The 22651-nt window shown below is 68.0% G+C and carries 18 protein-coding genes and 1 pseudogene; 7 read left to right on the forward strand and 12 right to left on the reverse strand.

Annotation, left to right across the window (positions count from 1 at the left end; all coding sequences use genetic code 11):
• Window positions 1-71: 71 nt before the first annotated feature.
• Window positions 72-755 (forward strand): transglutaminase-like cysteine peptidase, encoded by a 684-nt coding sequence (locus CAL25_RS12070; protein ID WP_094800301.1) that lies wholly within the window; start codon window positions 72-74, stop codon window positions 753-755.
• A gap of 18 nt (window positions 756-773) precedes the next feature.
• On the forward strand, window positions 774-2801 hold the full coding sequence (locus CAL25_RS12075; protein WP_094800303.1) for a bifunctional diguanylate cyclase/phosphodiesterase: 2028 nt from the start codon (window positions 774-776) through the stop codon (window positions 2799-2801).
• Between the two features lie 54 nt (window positions 2802-2855).
• Here the strand turns inward: CAL25_RS12075 and CAL25_RS12080 are convergent, their stop codons facing one another.
• The 3 genes from CAL25_RS12080 to CAL25_RS12090 all read right to left on the reverse strand — a co-directional run bounded on the left by CAL25_RS12080 (window position 2856) and on the right by CAL25_RS12090 (window position 6240).
• Window positions 2856-3695: a M48 family metallopeptidase gene (locus CAL25_RS12080; RefSeq protein WP_094800769.1), complete on the reverse strand. Its 840-nt coding sequence runs from the start codon at window positions 3693-3695 to the stop codon at window positions 2856-2858.
• A 74-nt stretch (window positions 3696-3769) separates the two neighbouring features.
• A complete protein-coding gene (gene aroC, locus CAL25_RS12085; protein WP_094800305.1) occupies window positions 3770-4828 on the reverse strand; it encodes a chorismate synthase in 1059 nt (352 codons plus the stop codon).
• Between the two features lie 38 nt (window positions 4829-4866).
• Window positions 4867-6240 carry a putative bifunctional diguanylate cyclase/phosphodiesterase gene (locus CAL25_RS12090; RefSeq protein ID WP_170948480.1) on the reverse strand — a complete coding sequence of 458 codons (1374 nt, stop codon included), beginning with the start codon at window positions 6238-6240 and terminating at the stop codon, window positions 4867-4869.
• Between the two features lie 241 nt (window positions 6241-6481).
• On the opposite strand from CAL25_RS12090, the gene CAL25_RS12095 reads away from it, so the two are divergent.
• Window positions 6482-9271 (forward strand): EAL domain-containing protein, encoded by a 2790-nt coding sequence (locus CAL25_RS12095; RefSeq protein ID WP_094800307.1) that lies wholly within the window; start codon window positions 6482-6484, stop codon window positions 9269-9271.
• Window positions 9272-9348: 77 nt separating this feature from the next.
• On the opposite strand, the gene CAL25_RS12100 is transcribed toward CAL25_RS12095, so the two are convergent.
• The 3 genes from CAL25_RS12100 to CAL25_RS12110 all read right to left on the reverse strand — a co-directional run bounded on the left by CAL25_RS12100 (window position 9349) and on the right by CAL25_RS12110 (window position 12103).
• Entirely contained in the window at window positions 9349-10077 is a 729-nt protein-coding gene (locus CAL25_RS12100) for a response regulator transcription factor (RefSeq protein WP_094800309.1), read from the reverse strand.
• Window positions 10078-10205: 128 nt separating this feature from the next.
• Entirely contained in the window at window positions 10206-11735 is a 1530-nt protein-coding gene (locus CAL25_RS12105) for a protein adenylyltransferase SelO (RefSeq protein WP_094800311.1), read from the reverse strand.
• Complete coding sequence (locus CAL25_RS12110) at window positions 11732-12103, reverse strand: DUF2069 domain-containing protein (RefSeq protein ID WP_094800312.1); 372 nt, start codon at window positions 12101-12103, stop codon at window positions 11732-11734. Before CAL25_RS12110 ends, CAL25_RS12105 begins: the two co-directional genes overlap by 4 nt.
• Before the next feature lie 17 nt (window positions 12104-12120).
• Between CAL25_RS12110 and CAL25_RS12115 the strand changes: the two genes are divergently transcribed.
• Together CAL25_RS12115 and CAL25_RS12120 are read left to right on the forward strand one after the other, a co-directional pair.
• Window positions 12121-13509 (forward strand): YihY family inner membrane protein, encoded by a 1389-nt coding sequence (locus CAL25_RS12115; RefSeq protein ID WP_094800314.1) that lies wholly within the window; start codon window positions 12121-12123, stop codon window positions 13507-13509.
• A gap of 48 nt (window positions 13510-13557) precedes the next feature.
• Window positions 13558-14016 carry a CBS domain-containing protein gene (locus CAL25_RS12120; protein WP_094800316.1) on the forward strand — a complete coding sequence of 153 codons (459 nt, stop codon included), beginning with the start codon at window positions 13558-13560 and terminating at the stop codon, window positions 14014-14016.
• A gap of 85 nt (window positions 14017-14101) precedes the next feature.
• Here the strand turns inward: CAL25_RS12120 and dusA are convergent, their stop codons facing one another.
• Complete coding sequence (dusA, locus tag CAL25_RS12125; RefSeq protein ID WP_094800318.1) at window positions 14102-15112, reverse strand: tRNA dihydrouridine(20/20a) synthase DusA; 1011 nt, start codon at window positions 15110-15112, stop codon at window positions 14102-14104.
• A gap of 221 nt (window positions 15113-15333) precedes the next feature.
• On the opposite strand from dusA, the gene CAL25_RS12130 reads away from it, so the two are divergent.
• Both CAL25_RS12130 and CAL25_RS24390 read left to right on the forward strand, forming a co-directional pair.
• Window positions 15334-16302 (forward strand): homoserine kinase, encoded by a 969-nt coding sequence (locus tag CAL25_RS12130; RefSeq protein ID WP_094800320.1) that lies wholly within the window; start codon window positions 15334-15336, stop codon window positions 16300-16302.
• 65 nt (window positions 16303-16367) lie between these two features.
• On the forward strand, window positions 16368-17171 hold the full coding sequence (locus CAL25_RS24390) for a BPSS1780 family membrane protein (protein WP_249279049.1): 804 nt from the start codon (window positions 16368-16370) through the stop codon (window positions 17169-17171).
• Window positions 17172-17177: 6 nt separating this feature from the next.
• Here CAL25_RS24390 and CAL25_RS24395 read toward each other — a convergent pair.
• The 5 genes and pseudogenes from CAL25_RS24395 to CAL25_RS12160 all read right to left on the reverse strand — a co-directional run.
• Window positions 17178-17447, reverse strand: a pseudogene (locus CAL25_RS24395) (DUF192 domain-containing protein); the annotation flags it as partial.
• The gene (locus CAL25_RS12145) at window positions 17444-18343 is read right to left on the reverse strand and encodes a type II secretion system F family protein (protein ID WP_249279050.1); all 900 of its coding nucleotides are present in this window, start codon (window positions 18341-18343) and stop codon (window positions 17444-17446) included. The gene CAL25_RS12145 and the pseudogene CAL25_RS24395, both read right to left, overlap by 4 nt.
• 56 nt (window positions 18344-18399) lie before the next feature.
• The gene (locus CAL25_RS12150) at window positions 18400-19248 is read right to left on the reverse strand and encodes a type II secretion system F family protein (RefSeq protein WP_094800324.1); all 849 of its coding nucleotides are present in this window, start codon (window positions 19246-19248) and stop codon (window positions 18400-18402) included.
• 3 nt (window positions 19249-19251) lie between these two features.
• Window positions 19252-21207, reverse strand: a complete 1956-nt coding sequence (locus tag CAL25_RS12155; RefSeq protein ID WP_170948481.1) for an ATPase, T2SS/T4P/T4SS family — start codon at window positions 21205-21207, stop codon at window positions 19252-19254.
• Window positions 21204-22520 (reverse strand): type II and III secretion system protein family protein, encoded by a 1317-nt coding sequence (locus CAL25_RS12160; RefSeq protein WP_094800328.1) that lies wholly within the window; start codon window positions 22518-22520, stop codon window positions 21204-21206. The genes CAL25_RS12155 and CAL25_RS12160 overlap by 4 nt, the downstream gene beginning before the upstream one ends.
• Window positions 22521-22651: the final 131 nt, after the last annotated feature.

Here is a 22651-nt window from a genome sequence, read left to right on the forward strand (position 1 = left end):
CGCTGTCTGCTCCGGGCAGCGCGCCGTCTGCATCGCACCGAAGCCGGCTGAAAGATGTGAAAATCCGTGTCATGCCTTCGAGTCTCCGTCCCCGCAGCCTGCCTCGGCTGAGCCGATGGGTCGTGCTTTGCCTGGCCCTGAGCTGGGGCGGCAGCCACGCCCTCGACATCGACGCCGGCCGATTGCAGAGCCTGGCGGCGAGCCGCTACGGGCATCAGGGCACGCAGGCTGTAAACGACTGGCTGCAGCTGTTGCGCGCGCCCGCCCCCAAGCAAACGCGCGAAACGCTGACGCGGACCAACGACTTCTGGAACCGAACCCTGCGCGCAGGCGAAGACCCGGCGATCTGGGGCCAGGCCGATTACTGGGCCACCCCGCTGGAGTCCCTGGGCAAGGGGATCGGCGACTGCGAAGACTTCGTCATCGGCAAATACTTCACCTTGCTGGCGCTCGGTGTGCCGCCCGAGAAGCTGCGCTTCATCTACGTGCGGGCCCGCATCGGCGGACCCGGCAGCAGCACCCAGGTGGCACATATGGTGCTGGGCTACTACGAAACCCCTAACGCGGTGCCGCTGGTGCTCGACAGTCTCATCTCGACGATCCTGCCCGCCACCGACCGGCGCGATCTCACGCCTGTGTTCAGTTTCAATGCCGAAGGCGTTTACGTCGACGGCAAAGCCGCCGCCCCCGCCGATCGGCTGGGCCGCTGGCGCGACCTCCTTCAACGCATGGAACGGGAAGGCATACGCCCCTGACGTCAGGAAAATTCAACCATGTCCATACTCCGACAATTACTGCTGAGCGTGACCCTCGCCATCGCGGTGATCCTGCTCGGCGCGCTCGCGCTCAACATCAACGCGGCGCGGCAGTATCTCTCCGGTCAACTCCAGGTGCAGAGCACCGACGCGGCCGTGTCCCTGGCGTTGTCGTTGTCACAGCCTGCCAACAACGATCCTGTCGTGCAGGAGCTGCTGGTGTCCGCGCTGTTCGACGGCGGCCATTTCTCGCAGGTGCGGCTGGCGGACCCGGACGGCAAGACGATCGTCGAACGGCAGGCGCCCGCGGCGGCGGACGGCGTGCCGGGCTGGTTCAAGTCGCTGGCGCCCCTGCAATCCGAACCCGCCACCCACGCGGTGAGCGACGGCTGGAAGCAGATCGGCTCCGTGACGCTGCTCGCCAACGACGCCTACGCATGGCAATCCCTGTGGCACGGCAGCCTGCGCATGATCGCGCTCGTCGCTGGCGCCGGCGCGTTGTGGGCGCTCTTCGCCTTCTGGCTCGTGCGCTGGATTCAGAATCGGCTGCTGCGCGAGATCAGCGACCAGGTGCGCCGCATCGGCCAGGGCGCGGCCGCCACACCCATGCAGGTGCGCGTGCCCGAGCTCTCGGGCGTGGTCGAAGCACTCAACCAGACGCGCGAGCGCATCCAGGCCAGCGTGGAAGAGCAGAACGCCAAGATCGAGTCGCTCGAGCTCGAGGTCAATCTGGATCCCGTCACCGGCCTGCCCAATCGCCGCTACTTCCTCAACGAACTGCGCCGCATTCTCGAGCAAAGCGGGCGCGGTGACTCGACGGCGCTCGGCACGGCGACACCCGGCGCAGCGGCATTCGACGCAGCGGCTTCCGGCGCAGCGGCGCCCGGCGCAGCGGCGTCCGGCGGCCATATCTTCATCTTCCGTCAGCGCGACCTGTCCGACCTCAATCGCCACCTGCCCCGCGAGTTCATCGATCAGTGGTTGGGCGGTGTGAGCAACCGCATCCTGGCATCACTGGAACAACTGCATGCCGCGCCGTCGCTGGTGGGCCGGCTGAACGGCTCGGATTTCGCCGTGCTCCTGGCCGGCTGTGCCGCGCCGCGGGCGCTGTCGATCGCCGAACAGCTGCGCAGCGACCTGCACGCCTCGCGCATCCCGGTGGGTGAAGGCCATCTGTGCCGCTGGGCGCTGGCCCTGGCCGATTACGCGCCGGGCACCGGCGCGAGCGCCGTGTTGGGCCGCCTCGATTTCGGCCTCATGCGCGCCGAAAGTGCCGGCGATGATCATGTGGTGGTCGTGGGCGACAGCGACGCGCAAGGGCCGTCCGAAGCGGGCAAGCTGGCCTGGCAGAGCACCCTGTCGGCCGCGCTGGCCGAGCGTCGGTTCGGGCTGGCCACCGACATGCTGCGGACGGCGCAGGGCGAACCGGTGCGCGCCGAGGCGACGCTGACCTTGCTCGACGAGGCCGGCCGTCCGCCGCTGCATGCCACGCTGTTCATCCCGCCGGCGGTGCGTCTGGGTCTGGTCGCCGACTGCGACCTGCAGGCGGTCGAGCTCGGGCTGGCCTGGCTCCAGACGCATCGCGGCGACCTCGCCGTGCGCGTCGCGTTGCCGTCGCTGCGTACCCTGCACTTCCTGCCGCGCCTGGCCGAAATCCTGCACGCGCAGCCCGCGCTGGCCGCGCGGCTGTGCATCGAAGTGGATGCGCATGGTCTGGTCGAGGCGCCAGAAGCGGTGCAGGCGTTCGCCGCAACGGTAACCGAAGCGGGTGCCCGGGTCGGCCTGCGACGCTTGGCGCAGCAGTTCGCCGCGGTGGCGCAGCTGCACACCGTGCCGCTCGCTTATGTGAAGCTGGGCGGGGGGTTCGTGGGCGGAATGACGCAAAGCCCGGGCAGCCAGCAGCTCACAGCCTCGGTGCTCGAGACGGCGCGCGCGCTGGGCATCGAGGTCTACGCCGAGGATGTTCCCGACGCGCAGACGCGCCGGGTGCTGCTGGATCTGGGGATCAATGTGATGCGCGGCCCGGGCGTGACGGCGCCGGCCTGATACGCCGAAAGGCGGGCGGGCGCGGCGGCGACGTGCCGCCTGCCCGCGCCGGGCTTACTTGCCCTTGGCCTGTTCGTAGAGCGGCATCACCTGCTGCGAGGTCGTCTGCAGCTCGTTGATGCGCGTGGACGCCGACGGGTGCGTCGACAGGAATTCGGGCTGCGAGCTGCCGCCAGACGCCGCGCCCATCTTCTGCCACAACGTGACGGCCGCGCGCGGATCGAAGCCGGCGCGCGCGGCGAGCTCCACGCCCATGCGGTCGGCTTCGGTTTCGTGCGTTCGGCTATTGGGCAGCGTGAACATCACGTCGGTCAGTTGACCGCCCAGATCGGACGCCGCCGAGGAGCCGGTCGCGATCGAAAGCACCTGCAGACCGATGTTGGTGGCCATTTGCTGGGACACTCGCTCACGCGCATGCTCGCGCAGCGCGTGCGCGATCTCGTGGCCCAGAATCGCCGCCAGCTCGTCATCGGTGGGTTTGATCTTGCTCAGCAGGCCGGTGTAGACGGCGATCTTGCCGCCCGGCATGCACCAGGCATTGATCTCGTCGACGCTCAGCACATGCACCTCCCAGGGCCAGCTCGTGGCCTCCGGACGGAACGCACCCACCTGGCCGATGAGCCGCTGCGAGATCGCGCGCACGCGGCTGACCTGCGCGGCATCGCGGTCGAGCAGATTCTTGGCGCGCGCCTGCTGGAGAATGTCGTTGTACTGCTGAGACGCTTCCTGGTTGAGCTGCTGCTCGGGCACCAGGCTCGACATGTACTGCTTGCGGTCGACGCCGACCGCCCCCGACTGCGTGGTATTGACGCTGGCGCAACCGGTGAGCACGGCGAGCACCGTGGCGGCCGAGGCCAGCGCCGCGCGGCGCAGCCATTGCTGAGTGAGGTTCATCGACGACATGGCGTCCTCCGGTTCGGTCTTGAATAAAGAATCTCGGCCGGCCTGCTGCGCGCGCTGCGGTCAGCTCAACCGCATTGGCCGCGATGCAGCAGCGCGTGGTCGATCAGCACCAGGGCCAGCAACGCTTCGGCGATCGGGGTGGCCCGAATACCGACGCAGGGATCGTGCCGGCCGAGCGTTTGCACGACGGTCGGTTCGCCCGCACGGTTGACCGAGCGGCGTTCGACACGAATGCTGGACGTGGGCTTGATGGCGAGCGACACCGTGATGGGCTGGCCGGTCGAGATGCCGCCGAGTACGCCGCCCGCATGATTCGACAGGAAGCCGTCGGGCGTGATCTCGTCACCGTGCTCCGAACCCCGCTGCGTGATGCTCGCGAAACCGGCGCCGATCGAGACGCCCTTGACGGCGTTCAGACCCATCATTGCATGCGCGATATCGGCATCGAGGCGATCGTAGATCGGCTCGCCCCACCCTGCCGGCAGCCCTTCGGCCACCACTTCGATGCGGGCGCCGATCGAGTCGCCGTCGCGGCGCAACTGATCCATATAGTCTTCGAGCGCCGGCACCACCTCGGCATTCGGCGCATAGAACGGATTGTTGGGCACTTCGTCCCACGACTGAAACGGAATCTCGATCGGGCCGAGCTGGCTCATGTAGCCGCGCACACGCACGCCGAACTCGGCGGCCAGCCACTTCTTGGCGACCGCGCCGGCCGCCACCGTGGGGGCCGTGAGACGGGCCGACGAGCGGCCGCCACCGCGCGGATCACGCACACCGAACTTGCTCCAGTAGGTGTAATCGGCGTGACCCGGCCGGAAGGTGTCGGCGATGTTGGAGTAATCTTTGCTGCGCGCGTCGGTATTGCGAATGAGCAGGCCGATGGGCGTGCCGGTCGTGACGCCTTCGTACACGCCGGACAGGATCTCGACCTGATCGGCCTCCTGGCGCTGGGTGACGTGGCGCGAGGTGCCCGGACGCCGACGGTCCAGCTCGCGCTGAATGTCGGTGGCATCCAGGGGCAGTCCGGGTGGGCAACCGTCGATCACACAGCCAATCGCGGGTCCGTGCGACTCGCCGAAATTGGTAACGGTAAAGAGGGTGCCTAAGGTATTGCCGGACATGGGTTTTTTCTGGAAAGCGGGGTTGAGGCCAGCCCAGATTATGACACCGACGCCGCCAAAACCCGTATCTGATGCGCCGGGACCGGCCGGCCCAGCAGAAATCCCTGCATGTAACGGCAGCCCATGCGGCTCAGAATGTCGCGCTGCGCCTCGGTTTCCACGCCCTCGGCCACCACCATCAGGCCCAGCGCGCGGCACATGCCCATGAGCGCCGACACAAGCTCCTGGCTCACCACATCGGATTCGATTTCCGCCACGAAACCGCGATCGAGCTTGACCCAATCGATCGGCAGGCGGCGCAGGTGCGTGAGGCTCGAATAGCCCGCGCCGAAATCATCGAGCGCCACCTGCACGCCGCGTGCGCGCAGGGAATTGAGCGTGGCCACATGGCGCTCGTACTGCAGAATGAACACGGACTCGGTGATTTCGAGCACCAGACGGTGCGGCGCCAGACGGCTGTTGGCCAGCACGTGCGCCACCTGCAGCGGCAGCTCGTCGGCGTACATCTGCCGCACCGACACGTTTACATGCAGGCTCCACGACGCGGGCCAGGTGACCGCGCGCGCGCAGGCCGTCTCGAGCACCCAGGCGCCCAACCCCACGATCAGACCGGTGCGCTCGGCCAGCTCGATGACCACCAGCGGCGACACATCGCCGTGCACCGGGTGATGCCAGCGCAGCAGCGCCTCGCATCCCTGGATCACGCCGGAATCCGTGTCGCAGACGGGCTGGTAATGCACCTCGAACTGATCCATCGACGACGAAGCGAGCGCCACGCGCAGGTCGTGCTCCAGCCCCTGGAAATGTCGCTGGCGCTCGAGCATGTCGGGCTCGAAGATATTCCAGGCGGGGCCGCCGTCGTCGAGCTGCAGCATGGCGATGTGCAGGCTGCGCTCGAGTTCGTCGAAATCCGCGCCGTGCGCCGGATACATCGCGGCCGACAGGCGGAACCCCACGATCAGCGGCTGGCCTCGCAGCTCGTAGGGCCACGAGAGCTGCTCGAGAATATGTGGGGCAAGCTCGGCGATCTGCCAGCCTTCGACATCGGGCGCCCAGACCATGAACGAATCGGTGGAATAACGCGCGACCAGAAAATCGTCGGACAGTTCATGCAGGCGCTGCGCGACCATGGCGAGCAGGGTCTTGTTGTCGGCCATATTCAACATGGCGGACAGGGAGGGATGCTGGATCAGCTTGACCAGCAGCGCGGTATCCTGGGTGGCCACGGCGCCGGTGCGCCGCATGCTGCGCTCGACCTTGAGGCGCAGTGAATCGGGCGTGAGTGCGCCCGTGAGCGAGTCGCGCGCCAGACGGCGACGCAACCGATACTCTCTATATATAAAGAAAACCAATGTGGCGGCCAGCGCCAATCCCGGTAGCAGACTCTGACCCACCAGGTCATCCAATCCCACGGAGCCCCCTTGTCAGCGAGTACAGCGTCCGGTGCCAACCACCGTCACGGGTATCAGCGGGATTATGCATGATTTGATACGAATTCAACGCGATATTTGGCGGTGGATTGGATAGATTTGGGCGGAAATTCGGGAAAGCGAGAATCCCGATGGGCGGTCAGCAATGTTTTGATTCTTATATTGAAAAAAATCACTACACTCGAAATATTCGAATTGCACTTTTCGCCCACGCCGCCCATCCATGACCTTGCCACATCGTTTCGTATGGGCCGTTCTCACGCCGTCGATCGTTCTCCTGCTCGGCGCGCAGGCACTACAGGCCTGGACCAGTTGGCGTATCGCACAGACTCATCAGCAAGAGACCGCCCAGCTCACCGCCCGGGCGTATGCCGCCGTGCTCGCGGACGCCAACGGCGCACCGCAGGCTTTGCGCGACCGGCTGCCGGCGCCGCCCGCCGGCTTGGTGGTCACCGTCCATCCGCTCGCGGGTGAACCGCTCACGCTGCCGTCCGCGCCCGCATCGGCGGCGCACACCCTGACGCGCCAACCGTATCGCGCCACCGACGGCACGGAGCGAGGCGAGATCGCCGTCGGCGGGCTTCCCGTCGCGCTCCCCGCTTCCCTGTGGCTGAGTGCCGGCCTGCTGCTCTTGCTGTGCCTCGGGGCCGCAGCCTGGATGCTGCGCAATCTGCGCGCCGCGCTGGGCCGTTGGCAGACGGGTCCGCTGGTCAGGCTCGCGGATCATGCGCGTGCCGGCGAGCCCGGCCAGCTTCCCGACGGCGGCGCGAGCGAGCGCACGCTGCTCGCCCCGGTCTACGCCGCGATCGACGAAGGGCTGGAGCGCCAGCGCCGCCAGCTCGGCGAGCGCGACGAACGCATCGCCGCGCTCGAAAGCGAGGCGCGCCACGACCCCGTCACGCGATTGATGAATCGTCGGGTGTTCTTCGATGCCTTCCGCAATGCGCTGCGCGCGCCGGGTCAGGGCGAGCCCGCAGGCCACCTGCTCATCTTCCGTCAACGCGACATGGCGGAGATCAATCGCCACATGCACCACGAGGCGACCGATCAATGGCTGCGCCTCACCGCCACGCATCTGAGCCAGACACTTACGAGCCACGGCGGCGTCGGCACCCTGCTCGCCCGGATCAATGGATCGGACTTCGCCGCCCTGCTCCCGGCGAGCAGCACGCGTACGGCCAACGAGCTGGCCGAGCATATGCGGCGCGAGCTGCGCCTGCGCCGTCTGCCGCTCAAGAATGGCCAATGGTGCCGCTGGGCACTCGCTCTCACGGCCTATCGTTCCCACGAGCAGGTCGGCACGGTGCTGGCCCGTCTCGACCACGCGCTGATGCGCGCCGAGATCTCCAACAGCGATGACCTGCAGCACGCCGATGACCGCAACGAGACCCGGGTCGACGGCGAGTACAGCTGGCAGGACATCCTGGTGCGGGCACTCGAAGAACACCGGTTTTTCCTGCGGCGCGAAGCGCGGCGGGATGCCGCGGGCACCGTGCTGCATCACAAGGCGACGCTCTGGCTGCGCGATCCCGGCACGCCCGAACCCATCCATGCGTCGCAGTTCATGCCGCCCGCCAGCCGGCTGGGTCTGGCCGCCGACTGCGACATCCAGGCCGTGCGCCTGGCGCTGGACCAGCAAGTGGGCACGACCGGCGACCTGGCCGTGCAGCTCGCCCCCGCGTCGCTGGAACAACCTTCGTTCCGTCAGCGCCTGCGCCGCCTCCTCGAAGACCGTCCGCCGCTGGCGCGCAGGTTGGTGCTCGAGATCGACGCCCATGGACTGGTCGATTATTTCGAGGGCGTGCAGGCGCTGTGCGACATCGCCACGGCGGCCGGCGCGCGCGTCAGCGTACGCCGCCTGTCGGAGCAGTTTGCCGCGCTCGAGCGTCTGCATCAGTTGCCGCTGGCCTACCTGAAGATCGGCGGCGGCTTCGTGCACAGCCTGGCGGGCAGTCCCGGCAACCGCCACCTCGCCGCCACGGTCGCGCAGACGGCGCGCACGCTGGGCGTTCCCGCCTATGCGCAGCACGCGCCCGATCAGGCCATCCGCGAGCTGCTGAGTTCGCTGGGTTTTGTCGTGCTCGAAGCCGAGCCCGACACGCTCGATGCTGGTGTGCTGGACCTCACCGATCCCCCCACCGACGAGCCCGTGGTTCACAACGCCGACGCACCGGCGGCCGAGGCCGCGATCGCGCAAGCCGGCGCCGCCCCTGCCGCGGCCGTCGCGAACCCCAGCCCCGCCTGGCCCGTGCCGGCGAGCGGCGTGCTGCGCAAGCGTCAGGAACAAGCCGACCAACGTCTGTCCGAGCTGGCCGGTGCGTTGCAGGCACAGCGCCAGATGCACTCGCTGCTGTCGCACGAGCTCCGCACGCCGGCGGCCACGATCAGCGCCGCGGCGCAGTCGCTCGAAACCATCCTGGCCGGCAGCGGCCAGGACGTCGACACCCGGCTCGCCCGCATCCGGCGCAACGTCACGCGCATGATCGACATGCTCGACCAGGTGCTCAGCCCGCAGCGCCAGCACGACCAGGCGCTCACGCCGCGCCCCGAGAGCTGCGATCTGGGCGACATCGTGCGCGATACCGCGGCCAGCATTCAGCCGGACACGGCCCATCTGCTGGTGGTCAACACGGAAGCACAGGTGCCGGTGCTGTGCGACCCCCTGCTCACGGGCCTGGTGCTGCGCAACCTGATCCAGAACGCGATCAAGTATTCGCCGGCGGACAAGCCCATTCTGATCGATGCGGGTCTGTCCAGCGGCGCTCACGGCGCGCTCGCCTGGCTCGCCGTCACGGACCAGGGCCCCGGCATCGAAGAATCCGAGACCGAACGCATCTTCGAACCGCACTTCCGCCGGGCCGCGCATCGCGAAACCCCGGGCACCGGCCTGGGCCTGCATCTGGCGCGCCAGCTGTGCAGCAACCAGGGCGGCTCGCTCACCGTCCAGACCCAACCGGGCCAGGGCGCGCGGTTCGTCATCGCCCTGCCGACGCCGCAAGGGCGCGGCAGTTGAGCGCGGGCCCGGCCCGATAGCGCAAAGAAAAAGGCGGCGCCGCAGCGCCGCCTTTTTTTGGCCGCGGGCCCGTGGGCTTACGCCGCGAAGACGTAACCCTGGCCGCGCACCGACAACACCGGCAGTTTGAACCCGGCCGATTGCGCCTTGGCACGCAGGCGGCTCACCATCACGTCGACGCGGCGCGGTTCGAAATCATCGGGGTTATCGGGCTGGATGATCTCGGCCAATACCTGGCGGGTCACGGCCTTGCCCGCGCTGTCGAGCAGCGTCATGAGAAAGATGCGTTCCTGGGCGTTGAGGTGCAGCGAAACACCCTCCGGGCCGACCAGCACCCAACCGCCTTCCTGCAACGACCATTGCGCCGACGGGCGGCCCGCTTCGACCATGGTCTGACCGGTTGTGGCGGCCCCCCCACGCGCGAGGCGCATGCGGCGCGCCAGGCTGCGGATCACGGAGCTGAGTTCGAGCAGGTCGACCGGCTTGGTCAGGTAGACGTCGGCGCCGCCCTCGAGCCCGCGGACACGGTCTTCGAGCGCGCCGCGGCCGGTCAGCATCACGATGCCCATGGGGCTGAGCGCGCGCAGGCGCGTGGCGACGGAGAAGCCGTCTTCGCCCGGCACGTTGGCATCGAGAATGACGATGTCGCAGGGCTGCGACTGGAGATTGCGGTAAAACGAGGCGGCGTCGGCGCAATCGAACACCACGTTGAACCCATAGCCACCCAGCCCCAGGGCCAACTCTTCGCGAAAGTCTTCGTCGTCCTCGAGCAGACCAATACGCAACAATCCGTCGGCAGCCAGCATGGCCTTCCCCTACTTCGATGTGGCCTGTCTGTGCAACATCACAACACAGGCCGTTGATGATGTGACAAATTTTACCCGCGATGCAAGGATTTGAGCGGATTGCAAGCCAATGCCGTGGCTAGCAACCCTCAAGAAGAGCAACTGACCTCGATGCCGGCGGCCCAATCGGGCGGTAAACCGGCATAGCCTTCGCATCCGGGCCGCGCTTCGAAGGGGGCCCGCAACACGGCAAAGAGCCGGTCGATCTCGCTGGCATCCCCTTGCGCAGCCGCCCGGATGGCCTGCTCGGCCAGGTGATTGCGCAAGACATAGAGCGGATTGACGCGGTCCATGGCCTGGGCACGGGCTTCGGCCGCCATGCCATCCTGGGCGTGCCGGGCCGTGAGGCGCGCCAGCCACGCGTGGGCCGCGTCACGGTCGATGAAGAGGTCGGCGAAGCCCTGCGGCTCTCCGCGCACCGCATCGCTCAGGCGGCGAAAGCTCAGGGTGAAGTCGGCGCGCTGACTATCCATCAATTTGAGAAGATCATCCAGCAGCACCTCGTCGTCGGCCTGCCATTGGGTCAGACCGAGCTTGGCGCCCATGCGGCCGTGGAAGGCCTGCGTGAACACTGCTTCATAACCATCCAGAACGGCGCGCAGCGCGTCGACGTCGGGCACCAGCGTATGCAGGCTGCCGCCCAGGCGATAGAGATTCCAGAGTCCGACCGACGGCTGGCGGTTCCAGGAATAGCGGCCCTGCGCATCCGTGTGATTGCAGATGTGGTTGAGCGCGAAGCCGTCCATGAATCCGTACGGGCCGTAATCCAGCGTGAGCCCCAGGATCGACATGTTGTCGGTGTTCATCACGCCATGGCAGAACCCCACGGCCTGCCAGCCCGCCATGAGTTCGGCGGTGCGGTGCGTGACGGCTTCGAGAAAGGCCAGCAACGGTCCGTGCTCGCCCGGGGCCTCGCGGCAGGCAGGATAGAAGCGGTCGATCACGTAATCGGCCAGCGTGCGCAGCAACTCGGGCTGGCGGCGCGAAGACCAATGCTCGAATGATCCGAATCGCACGAAGCTGGGCGCCATCCGGGTCACCACCGCCGCCGTTTCGATGGTTTCGCGCACCACCGCGTCGTCGGACACGGTGATGGCCAGCGCGCGCGTGGTCGGGATGCCCAGGCCGTGCATCGCCTCGCTCGCGAGGTATTCGCGCACGGACGAGCGCAGCACCGCGCGGCCGTCGCCCATGCGCGAATACGGCGTCATGCCCGCGCCCTTGAGCTGGAGCTCCCAGTTGCCGTGCGGTCCGCGGACTTCGCCCAGTAGGTGCGCGCGGCCGTCGCCCAACTGGCCGGCCCACACGCCGAACTGGTGGCCGCTATAGACCGCCGCCAGCGTGTCGCCACCGGGCAGCGGCGCGTGGCCCGAGGCCACATCCAGAAAGCCCTGGGTGTGCAGCTCGGCCGGATCGAGGCCAATCAGCGCAGCGGCTTCGGTATTGGCGTGCAAGAGGCGCGGCGCCGACGGCGGCCGCGTCTGCAGGCGCGTGTAGAACGCGTCGGGCAACGCCGCGAAGCTGTTGTCGGTGACCAACTGATCGAGACGCACCCCGCCCTGGACAGGGGGCTGCGCCTGATCGGCGGTGTCGGAAGGATGATGGGCGGGGATGTTCATGCTCGGCGCTCCCGGGCCGCGCGCTTGGCCGGCCGGACAAAAAAGATGGCGCTCAGAAAGAACACCGCGGCCAGGATGGCCTCGACCAGACCCAGCAAGGCGGATGCCTGCCCGGGATCGGACATGGCGCGCACGACACCCTCCATCAGGTACACCAGTACCAGCATGCTGGACCACTGATAGGTATAGAGATTGCCGCGGCTCACCCCGCGCAGCGCGAAGGCGAGCGGCAAGGCCTTGAGCACGAGCCAGGATCCGCCCGGACGCAGCGGCGCCAGCCAGAGCTCCCACGCCACGCTGAGGACGATCAACGCCAGCAAAGAGACGGTGGCGAGGCGACGCAACTGCGGATTGAGTTCGACGGTCATGCTGCTATTATCACCCGATGGAGCACCCCCAAGAGTCCAATAAGCAAGGGGCGGTTCCGCCCTTAGGCGACCCTGCACTTCGCGCCCCCTGGCCCGCCCGCCTGGCCAAGGTCGTCCGCTTTGCCGCCGACCGCGCCGACGAAGAACGGCTGCTGCAGGTCGCCTCGAGCCTCACCTTCACGACTGTCCTGGCCATCGTCCCGATGCTGGCCGTGGTGTTGTCGCTGTTCACCGCGTTCCCGGTGTTCCAGGAGTTCCGGGTCGCCCTCGAGGACTTCCTCGCGACCAGCCTGATGCCGCCGTCGGTGTCGGACAACATCATGGACTACCTCAACCAGTTCGCCCTGCAGGCCACGCGCCTCACGACGATAGGCGGGGCCTTCCTGATCGTGACCTCGCTGCTGTTGATCATGACGATCGACAAGACCCTGAACGATATCTGGCATGTCACGCGCCAGCGGCCTCTGTCGCAGCGCGCCCTGATCTATTGGGCCGTCATCACGCTGGGCCCGCTGGTGGCGGGCGCCAGCCTCTGGGCCACCTCGTTCGTGGCGCGCGAGTCGCTCGGCCTGGTCAGCGACGTGCCCGAGTTCGTGAGTCTGGCCGTCTCGTTCATTCCGCTGATACTCACGGGCCTCGCCTTCGCCGCGCTCTTCGTCGTGGTGCCCAATCGCCATGTCTACTGGAAGGACGCCCTGACGGGCGGCTTCGGCGCGGCCATCCTGCTCGAGATCATGAAGTCGGCGTTTGCGTATTACCTGACGCGCTTTCCCGCGTACACGGTGATCTACGGGGCCTTCGCGACCCTGCCTGTGTTCCTGCTGTGGATCTATCTGTCGTGGCTGTCGATTCTGTTCGGGGCGACCGTGGCCGCCAGCGCGCCGATGATCCGGCTGGGCCGATGGGAGATCAACCGCGAAGCTGGCGCGACCTTCGTGGACGCGCTGGGGGTGCTCGAGGCGCTGGTGCGCGCCCAGGGCATGGGGCCTGCCGGGCGCAGCTCGAATCATCTTTCGCGCCAGCTGTGCCTGCACCATGACGAACTCAACGATGTGCTCGAGGCCTTGAGCGATATGGGCCTGGTGGCCCGCACGGCCGACCAGCGCTGGGTGCTCGCCTGCGACCCGCGGGACACGCCGCTGGACGGCGTGGCCGACCGCTTCCTGCTGGACCGCACGCGCCGCCGGGTTCGCGAAGACCCGCGCATCGAGCTCATCGCCGCGCGTTTGCTGCAGCGCGACAACATTCCCACGCTGGCAGATCTCGTTCAGCTGTCGCACAATACCGGCGTAGACTCGGTGCAAGCGCCTCCGCCGTCCGCCTCCTCCACGCCCGCACCCGGCGCCGTGGACCTCCCGCCAACCGAGTCCGCACGACGGCTCCCCGGCAAGGCGCACGAAGGCTGACCACCGAGACAGGCAAGTTCGCGGGCCTCGCGCCCCAGGAGAATCACCATGTTGAAAGTCAGCGAAATTCTGCGCGTCAAGGGCGACACCTTGTACACCGCATCGCCCGACACCCCGGTGTCGGTGGCGGTGCGCACCATGAGCGAGCAAGACATCGGCTCGCTCGTCATCATGGAATCCGGCATGCTCACCGGCATGCTTACGTTCCGCGAGATCATCCGATGTGTGCATGCCGGCAACGGCCAGCTCGGCGAAACCACCATCCGCGCCATCATGGACGACGCGCCCGTGAGCGTGTCGCCCAACACCAGCGCCGACGAAGTCCAGCGCCTGATGCTCGAAAAGCACGCACGCTACATCCCCGTGATGGACGGCCCCACGCTGATGGGCGTGATTTCTTTCTACGACATGGCCCAGGCCATCGTGGCCGCCCAGCAATTCGAAAACAACATGCTCAAAGCCTACATCCGTGACTGGCCGCTCGAGAGCACCGGCGACAAACCCTGAACGGGCCTGGCGCAAAACCGAAGGGGCGTCCACGGACGCCCCTTTTGCATGGGTGCTCGGTTGCGACCGTGCGCCAGCGCGGCCGTCAGGCGGCGGCCAGCGGATCCGCCTCGAACGGCTCACGCATGCCACTGCGCAGACTGCGCCAGGCTTCGTAGATCAGGGCGGGATCATTGGCCGACAGACGGTGCGGATCGGACAGCAGGCGGCGCCAGCGGCGCGCCCCCGACTGACTGTTGACCAAACCCAGCATCGGGCGCGTGATCATGCGCAACGGCACGCCGCGCGCCACCTGGTCGGCGGCATAGGCCGTCATGGCATCGACGACCTGCGCATCGGACGGCAACCTGACCGACGGCCAGAGCTGCAGCGACACCTCTGACAGCACGCGCGGGTTATGCCAGGCGGCACGGCCGAGCATGACGCCGTCGAACTCCCCGGCGGCGCGTACCGACAGCTCGGCATCGGCCAGCCCGCCATTGAGCACGATGGTGCAGTCGGGAAAATCCCGTTTGAGCTGCGTGACCACGTCGTAGCGCAGCGGCGGAATCTCGCGATTGTCTTTGGGGGACAGGCCCTTGAGGACCGCATTGCGCGCGTGCACCACGAACACGCGACAGCCGGTGTCGTAGATCTTGCCCACGAAGTCGCGCACGAAGTCATACGACTCGTCGTAGTCGAGGCCCAGCCGGTGCTTGACCGTGACCGGCACGCTCACCGCATCCTGCATGGCCTTCATGCAATCGGCCACCAGCGTCGGCTCGGCCATCAGGCAGGCCCCGAACGCGCCCCGCTGCACCCGCTCGGAGGGACAGCCGCAATTGAGGTTGATCTCGTCGTAGCCCCATTGCTCCCCCATGCGCGCGGCCTGGGCCAGCGCATCGGGCTCGCTGCCCCCCAACTGCAAGGCGACCGGATGCTCGGTGGTATCGAAATCCAGGTGGCGCTCGACATTGCCGTGCAGCAGCGCACCGGTGGTGATCATTTCGGTGTAGAGACGCGCGCGCGGCGCCAGCAGCCGGTGGAAATAGCGGCAATGCCGGTCGGTGACGTCGATCATCGGGGCGACGCACAGCCGCCAGTCGGGAGAGGTCAAGAATCGCTCATGAAAAAACAAGGACTTGCGCTATTTTACCGGGGCATGACGCCCGCCGGGAATGGCTGTTGCCGGCCAGACGCGCGGCCGTCTATCCGGGGCACGGCGTGGCGGGCCGCGCGGTGGTCTAAAATTGCGGCGCTGCAGGGCTGCGCGTGGCGCGCCCTCCCCTGCATCCGCCAGGCTCGCCTGCACGTCAACTTCAGCCCTGTCTACGATCAATGGCCGTTTTCACCCCCGTAACCGAGCAAGACGCACGTGCGCTGCTGGCACTTTATGACCTGGGAGACCTGGTCTCGTTGCGGGGTATCACCGCCGGTATCGAAAACACGAACTACTTTCTGCACACCAGCAGCGGTGAGTATGTGCTGACGCTGTTCGAGGTGCTGACGCAGGAGCAATTGCCGTTTTACATCGAGCTGATGCACCACCTGGCGAGCCGCGGCATTCCGGTGCCCCAGCCCCAGACCCTGAAGGACGGCACCCGCCTCACGACGCTGCACGGCAAGCCGACCGCGATCGTGTCGCGGCTGCCGGGCGGCTACGAGCCGGCCCCGGGCCCGCGCCACTGCGCCCTGGCGGGCGCCACGCTGGCGCGCACGCACCTGGCCGGCCGCGATTACCCGCTGACCCAGCCGAACCTGCGCGGCCTGCCCTGGTGGGAACAGACCGCCCCCAAGGTTTTGCCGTTTCTCACGCCCGAACAGAGTGCGCTGCTGCAGGACGAGCTGCGCGCCCAGCAGGCCGCGGCCGCCAGCGCGGCCTGGCAGCGCCTGCCGAGCGGCCCGGCGCATTGCGACCTCTTCCGCGACAACGTGCTGTTTGCCGGCACCTTCGACGATCCGCTCATGGGCGGGTTCATCGATTTCTATTTTGCCGGCTGTGACACCTGGCTGTTCGACGTGGCCGTCAGCGTGAACGACTGGTGCATCGTGCGCGAGACGGGCGAGTTTGTCCCCGAATTGGTGGACACCTGGCTGGCCGCCTATGCCGCCGTCCGCCCGTTCACCGACGAGGAGCGCGCGGCCTGGCCGACCATGCTGCGCGGCGCGGCGCTGCGGTTCTGGCTCTCGCGCCTTTACGACTTCTTCCTGCCGCGCCCGGCGCAGACGCTCAAGCCGCACGATCCCCGGCATTTCGAGCGAGTGTTGCAGGCGCGCCACCGTGCCACGCTTCCCGTCTTGCCCTGAAAGCTCAGCACGCCATAATGAATGTTGAACAAGCGTTCCGTCCCTAGCATTTTCTGACGAGACCTATGCAAGCCGCATCCCTCCCCGCATCCTATGGTTGGCAATGGGTCCGCGACGGCATGAAGCTGTTCGCGAAACAACCCCTCGCCATTTTCATCTGGGCCATGTTCGTGAGCCTGCTGGTGGTGTTCGCCATGGTGACGCCGCCCGTCGGCCCCCTTCTGTTCGTGGCCCTGATGCCCGCCATCACCGTCATGACGCTGGCCGCATGCAAGCACATCGACGCCGACCGCGTCATGCTGCCGTCGATGTGGCCCAAGGCGCTGCAGAAGCCGGGCGTCTTCCGCAAGCTTCTGGTGATGGGCCTGCTCTATGCCGTCGTGGCCTTGCTCGCCGGCATGGTCTCGTTTCTGCCGTTCATGGGCGCGCTCACCGAAGGCATGCGCGCCGCATCCATCGAAAACGACCTGACACCGTTCATCATCGCGATGCGCGTGCCGCTGCTGATCTTCACGGTGCTTTATGTGATCATCGCGGCGCTCTTCTGGCATGCGCCGGTGCTGGTCGCCTGGCACGGCCTGCGCCTGCGCCAGTCGCTGTTTTTCTCGGGCATTGCCTGCTGGCGCAACAAGTGGCCCTTCATGGTCTACGGCGCGGTGTGGGTGCTGATTTTTCTGTTCATCGACCTGTGCGCCGGCATTCTCGTGGCGATGGGCGCATCACCCACGCTGGCCAGCACGCTGCAGGTGCCCTTCAATATCGCGGCGGGCGGCATCCTGTATTGCAGCTTCTACCCGGCCTACACCTCCGTGTTCGGCATCGAGAATCCCCACACGGGTCTCGACCACGGCCACAGCGCGCACGCATAAGGCGGCGCGCCAGGGCCGCAGCCGGCGCACCACCCGGATCACGCGCCCGTCGCGGCCCACGAAAGCCACATCGATGGCATAGGCCATGCCGAAGGTGTGGATCACGCGGCAGGGCGCGATCCATACGCCGACACGCGGCCCGGGCGGCCGCCGGCGGCACAGCAGCCCGCAAAGCCGCCGCCACGGCGTGTGGGCCCGCAGCAAGCGCAGCCGCGCGGCTTCGGCAAACCGAGCGGGCTCCGCGCCGGCTAACCGAGCCGGCTCCGCGCCCTTCATTGCAGTAGCGGCAATAGCTGCCGCACGATCGGAAACGCCAGCACGATGAACGTGCAGGGAAAGATGCACGCCATCAGCGGCAGCAGCATCTTGACGGGCGCCTGCATGGCCGCCTCTTCGGCCCGCTGAAAACTATCCGCCCGCTGCTGCGCGGACAGGCCGCGCAGCACGGGCCCCACACTCGCACCCAGGCGTTCGGCCTGCACCAGGGCCCCCACCCAGGCGCGCACACCGGGTGCCGCCAGATGCGTGGCCATACTCTCCAATGCCTGCTGGCGCGACACGCCCGTACGCATATCGGCCAGGGCCGCCGACAGGCCATTACGCAGAACGCCCTTGGGCGCATGGTCATACATCAGGCGCAACGCGCCGTTCAGGCTCAGCCCCGCCTCTACACACAGCACCATCAGGTCGAGCAGAAACGGCAGGTCGTGATCGGCACGCCGCCGCAGGTGTGCGCCTCGCCGCCACAACCACAGCAACGGCAGCACGCCCGCGACGACACCTGCCACCAGTCCGATCAGCAAGGCGCGCGGCAAGCCTGCCGCGCCGACGTCCGGTGCCGCGGCAGACTGGACGATCGGCGTAAGCGGCGCGACCGGCGTCATCAGGGCGCTGAACAGCCCCTGCACCGCCAGCATCGCCCCAAAAGTGCCCGCGGCCGCCGCCACCATGAAAGCCACCAGCAACGCCTCGGACACGTCGGACGAGACACCGGCGCGCAGCATCGCGCCCCGCAGCCGGTGACGCGCCTGCCAGGTCAGCCGGCGTTCGCACAGGTCAGCCACGCGCGACCAAAAGCGCCACGACAGGCGGCACCAACGCGGCAACTCGGCCGGTGCCGGCTTGCGCGGTGCGGGCCACGCCCGCCACAAACGCCCGAGCGCGGCCGCCAACAACGCGGCACCCGCAGCGGCCAGCAGGCTCGCCATCACGGCTGACGGCGAGCCCATCATGTGGGAATACGCAGGATGCGGCGGATCATCACCACGCCCACCGTCTCGAGGATGAGGAGCACACCCAGCACCAACCATCCCACCGGCGTCTGCCATAGCGGCGCGATCTCTTCAGGCTGGAGCTGATAAAGCGCGAAGCCCACCAGCAGCGGCATGCCGGCCAGCAGCGCCGCCTGCATGCGACCCTGCGCCGTCAGCGCGCGTAGCTTGCCCTGCAGTTGCAACCTCGCGCGCAGGGTGTGGGCGATGTTGTCGAGCGTCTCGGCCAGATTGCCGCCGCTGGCCGCGGCGACGCGCAGCGCTGCCGTAACCAGCACGGTCGACTCCGTCGGAATGCGATGACGCATGCGGTCCAGGGCCTGGTCGAATGGCACGCCGACACGCTGCTCGCGCAGCATCAGCCCGAATTCCTGCGCCAGCGGCGGCTCGCTCAGCTCCACGAGATGCCGCAGCGCGTGGTTAAGGCTCGCGCCCGCCCGCAGCGCGCCCGCCAACGACAGCAGCGCACCGGGAAGCTGGCGTTCGAATCGTTGCAGCCGGCGCTCGCGCGCCCGTTTGAGCAGACCCTGCGGCACCCGTTGCGCCGCCACCGCGGCCAACAAGGCGAGCACCGGCTCGCGGGTGAGCGCCAGCAGCGCGAGCCCGGTCAGCAGCGCCAGCATGACGCCCACGCCGAACAAGCGCGCGGGATCGATGAACAGGAACACCTCGGAAAGCCCGGTCTCGGCCGTGCGGGTGTAGGTGTCGCGATAGCGCTGCGCGGCCGGGCCGACCCACACGCTGGCCTGCCACGCCAGGCCGGCAGCGGCCAGCAATGCACCCGCGACGGCGAGCCAGACGAGCATGGATCAGGCCTCCCGAGCGTGCGCGCACGCCGCAGCCAGCCTCTGCGCGCCGCGCCAGTCGGCGGGCGTCATGGCCAGCGCATCGGTCTCGACGAAGCCCTGGCGCGCGTCGAACGCGAAGAGGGTCTGGGTTTGCACACAGCCGCTCTCCATGCCGGTCACCTCCACGATCTGGGTCACGACGCGTCTGCCCGAGGACAAGCGGCTCTGCTGCACGACCAGATCGATGCTCGATGCCACGTACTCACGGACCACCGATAGCGGCAGGTCGAGTCCGGCCATGAGGACCATGGATTCCAGTCGGCCCAGCGCATCACGCGGCGAATTGGCGTGCAAGGTGGTGAGCGAGCCTTCGTGGCCGGTGTTCATGGCGGTCAGCATGTCGAAGGCTTCCGCGCCACGGCATTCGCCCACGACGATACGGTCGGGGCGCATGCGCAGCGCGTTGCGCACCAGATCGCGGATCTCGACGCGCCCCCTGCCCTCGGCATTGCTCGGACGCGCTTCCAGCGCGACGCGATGTGCATGCGCGAGGCGGAGCTCGGCGGCGTCCTCGATCGTAATGACGCGCTCTCCCTCGGGGATGGCGTCGGAGAGCACGTTGAGCAGGGTGGTCTTGCCCGCCCCCGTGCCGCCCGACACGATGATGCTGCGGCGGTGATGGACCGCATGCGTCAGATAGTCGGCCATGGACTCGCTCAGGGCTTGCGCCGCCAGCAGGTCGGCCATTTGCCAATGGCGCTGCGGGAATTTTCGGATCGTGATCACGGCCCCGCCCAGCGCCACGGGCGGGATGACCGCATTGACGCGCGAGCCATCGGGCAAGCGCGCGTCGACCATGGGTGAGGATTCGTCGACCCGCCGGCCCAGCGGCGCCACGATGCGTTCGAGCACGCCGCGTACCGCGGCTTCGCCGCTGAACGCCACGCGGTGACGCGTCAGTCGGCCGTGCGACTCGATGTAGATGCAGTCGTGCCGGTTCACCATGATCTCGGTCACCTCGGGATCCGCAAGCAAGGCTTCCAGCGGGCCGAGGCCGAGCGCCTCGTCGAGCACATCCTGGGCCAACGCGGCGGGATCGACGTCCGCGTCCAACTCCGAACGCGCTTCGCTGATCAATTCGCGCAGGAGTTGAGCGGCCTGTTGCCGCAGCGCCGCGTCGCTCATGCCGGATACGTCGCGCCGGCGCAGATCCAATCGCTCCAGCAGGGCGAGATGCAACCGGCGGCGCAGCTGGCGCGAGCCACTGAACGCCGCGTCATCGTGTTTGGCGGCCGGTGCTGCGGAGGGTATCGATGTGCCGTGAACCGACGCGGGCGCGCTATCTGACCGCAGCCCCGCCGCGTCAAGACCCGCGCGCTGCGCCGCCTCGAGACGAAGAGGCAGGCCCGGAGCGGGATCGGGTTCGCCGAGCCGGGGTGGCGCGTGGCCCCCGAGCGCCTGTGTGTGCCAAGCAGGATGCAGCGCCCCGCCCGGCTCCGCCCCCGACGGCAGGCTCGGCTCCCCACCGCGCTCGACCACCCGCGGTGCACTGGCAGCGCCTGCACCCGACGCGATCGCGGGTGGCATGGTGAACAACGCTTCGTCCGGTGTGGACGGTCCGCTCTGGCGCGGCACACCCGGGTCGGCGGGGGCCGGCGCCGGACCGGCGTTGCGCCCATGCATCAGGATTCGCAGGCGGCAGGCGCCGATGACGATGGCGTCATCGGTGTGCAGGGGGCCATAGGTGGCGACGCGCAAGCCATTGACGGTGGTTCCGAGCAGCGTACCCAGGTCTTCGACGAAGATCTCTTCGCCCTGGGCCGACAGGCGCGCATGATGCTTGCCCACGCGCCATCCGGTCAGGCGCAGGGTGCAGTCGTCTCCCCTGCCGATCAGCACGGGCAAGGTAACCCGCTGCCGCTCGATCTGGCCGCTCTCGAAATGCAGCTGCAGCTCGATGAGATCGTGCGCGCTCATGGCCGCCCTCCTAGGGCTGCCGGACTCGCCACCCATTGGGAGCCGGGCCGAGCCTGGTGGCCACGTGCCGCCACGGGCTCATCGAGCCCCAACGGTGTGGGCTCGGGAAAGGCCGCTTGCAGCTGCCCCCGAGCGCGATGCAGGCGCCCGGCCTGCATCGGATGGTCGGGTCCCATGACGGTGGGCGTGACGAAGATCACGAGCTCGGTGTCGCGCCGCTCTTCACGCTGAATCGAAAAGAGCGCGCCCAGCACCGGAATGTCCGACAGCAAAGGCAGCCCCTGGCGCCGGCGCGAGGTCTCGCGCGAGAGGAATCCGCCGATCACGAGAGTGCGCCCGGATGGGACGTTGAACTCGGTGCTCGCACGACGCGTGCGCAGCGCCGGCCCGGCGGGCAAGGACAGCGCCGTGTCGATGGCACTGGCCTCCACCTCGATGCGGCAACGGATGCCGCCGTCGGGATCGATCTGCGGCGTGATGGTGAGCCCGACGCCGTAGGGCTTGAACTGGGTTTCGCTACGCCCGCCGTCCTGCGTGGAGGTGTAGGGAACCTCGCCACCCGCGAGAAAGTTGGCGGTGCTGCCGCTGCGCGCGATGAGCTGTGGCTGGGCCAACATGAGCGCATCGCCTCGTTCGGCCAGCGCGGCGAGGCGCGCGCCCACGCCCGCCTGCAGCAGCCAGTGGCGGGGCGAGGCGGCGGCTGATGACCCGGTGGGGTCGGCGAGCGCTCCGCCGACCGCGACGGCGGCCGGATAGGTCCATTGCGCCCCCGTGCGCGGTGCGCTGGCCGACTGGACATCCCATGCCATGCCGAATTCGCGCAGGCGCGACCTGGGCAGTTCGACCACCTGGACGTCGAGCAGCACCATGTTGTCCCAGCCCACCTGGCCCGTGAAGTCGAGGATGCGCGGATAGCGCTGAGCCAGCGCGGCGATCCGGGTGCGGTCCGTGTCGGACAGCCCGTTGCCTTCGATGACGATGCTGTCGCCGGCGACGTTGGCCCTCGCGCCGGGAATGCGCTGAAGCAGCGCAGAGACCTCGGCCTCCATGCCCGCGAACCCCGCCGGCCTTACGTGCACCGTGTGAACCTGCGTCCGGTTACCGGTGCGCCATATCTGAACGGACGTCGTGCCCTCGCCGCGAGCGAAGAGCAGCACCTCCTTGCCCTCGACCGTCGTGGCCTGGACGACCTGGCCGCTTCCCACAGCCACGCGCGCAACCCCGGGCGCCGGGAGGCTATGGGTCTGTCCAACGTCGAGTGTGATTCTTTGCAGGTCTGCATGAGAAGGGTCCTGTTCGAGAGGGGACGGCATGGGGCCGGTGGCGGTGGCTTTTGCGCGGCCAGGCGTGCCCGCGGCATGGCTTGGCGAGCCGCCAGCCAGCGTGCAACTCAACAAAGCGGCGAGACAGGCACGCAAGGCGGGCCGTGTGTACGTGCCCGGCG

It is taken from the genome of Bordetella genomosp. 5, from assembly GCF_002261315.1.
Lineage (GTDB): Bacteria > Pseudomonadota > Gammaproteobacteria > Burkholderiales > Burkholderiaceae_B > Bordetella.

Excerpts from the sequence above, each read along its gene's own strand:
- CAL25_RS12070 (WP_094800301.1), top strand. The coding sequence starts at position 72 with ATGCCTTCGAGTCTCCGTCCCCGCAGCCTGCCTCGGCTGAGCCGATGG.
- CAL25_RS12075 (WP_094800303.1), top strand. The coding sequence starts at position 774 with ATGTCCATACTCCGACAATTACTGCTGAGCGTGACCCTCGCCATCGCG.
- CAL25_RS12080 (WP_094800769.1), bottom strand. The coding sequence starts at position 3,695 with ATGAACCTCACTCAGCAATGGCTGCGCCGCGCGGCGCTGGCCTCGGCC.
- aroC (WP_094800305.1), bottom strand. The coding sequence starts at position 4,828 with ATGTCCGGCAATACCTTAGGCACCCTCTTTACCGTTACCAATTTCGGC.
- CAL25_RS12095 (WP_094800307.1), top strand. The coding sequence starts at position 6,482 with ATGACCTTGCCACATCGTTTCGTATGGGCCGTTCTCACGCCGTCGATC.
- CAL25_RS12100 (WP_094800309.1), bottom strand. The coding sequence starts at position 10,077 with ATGCTGGCTGCCGACGGATTGTTGCGTATTGGTCTGCTCGAGGACGAC.
- CAL25_RS12105 (WP_094800311.1), bottom strand. The coding sequence starts at position 11,735 with ATGAACATCCCCGCCCATCATCCTTCCGACACCGCCGATCAGGCGCAG.
- CAL25_RS12110 (WP_094800312.1), bottom strand. The coding sequence starts at position 12,103 with ATGACCGTCGAACTCAATCCGCAGTTGCGTCGCCTCGCCACCGTCTCT.
- CAL25_RS12115 (WP_094800314.1), top strand. The coding sequence starts at position 12,121 with ATGGAGCACCCCCAAGAGTCCAATAAGCAAGGGGCGGTTCCGCCCTTA.
- CAL25_RS12120 (WP_094800316.1), top strand. The coding sequence starts at position 13,558 with ATGTTGAAAGTCAGCGAAATTCTGCGCGTCAAGGGCGACACCTTGTAC.
- CAL25_RS12130 (WP_094800320.1), top strand. The coding sequence starts at position 15,334 with ATGGCCGTTTTCACCCCCGTAACCGAGCAAGACGCACGTGCGCTGCTG.
- CAL25_RS24390 (WP_249279049.1), top strand. The coding sequence starts at position 16,368 with ATGCAAGCCGCATCCCTCCCCGCATCCTATGGTTGGCAATGGGTCCGC.
- CAL25_RS12150 (WP_094800324.1), bottom strand. The coding sequence starts at position 19,248 with ATGCTCGTCTGGCTCGCCGTCGCGGGTGCATTGCTGGCCGCTGCCGGC.
- CAL25_RS12155 (WP_170948481.1), bottom strand. The coding sequence starts at position 21,207 with ATGAGCGCGCACGATCTCATCGAGCTGCAGCTGCATTTCGAGAGCGGC.
- CAL25_RS12160 (WP_094800328.1), bottom strand. The coding sequence starts at position 22,520 with ATGCCGTCCCCTCTCGAACAGGACCCTTCTCATGCAGACCTGCAAAGA.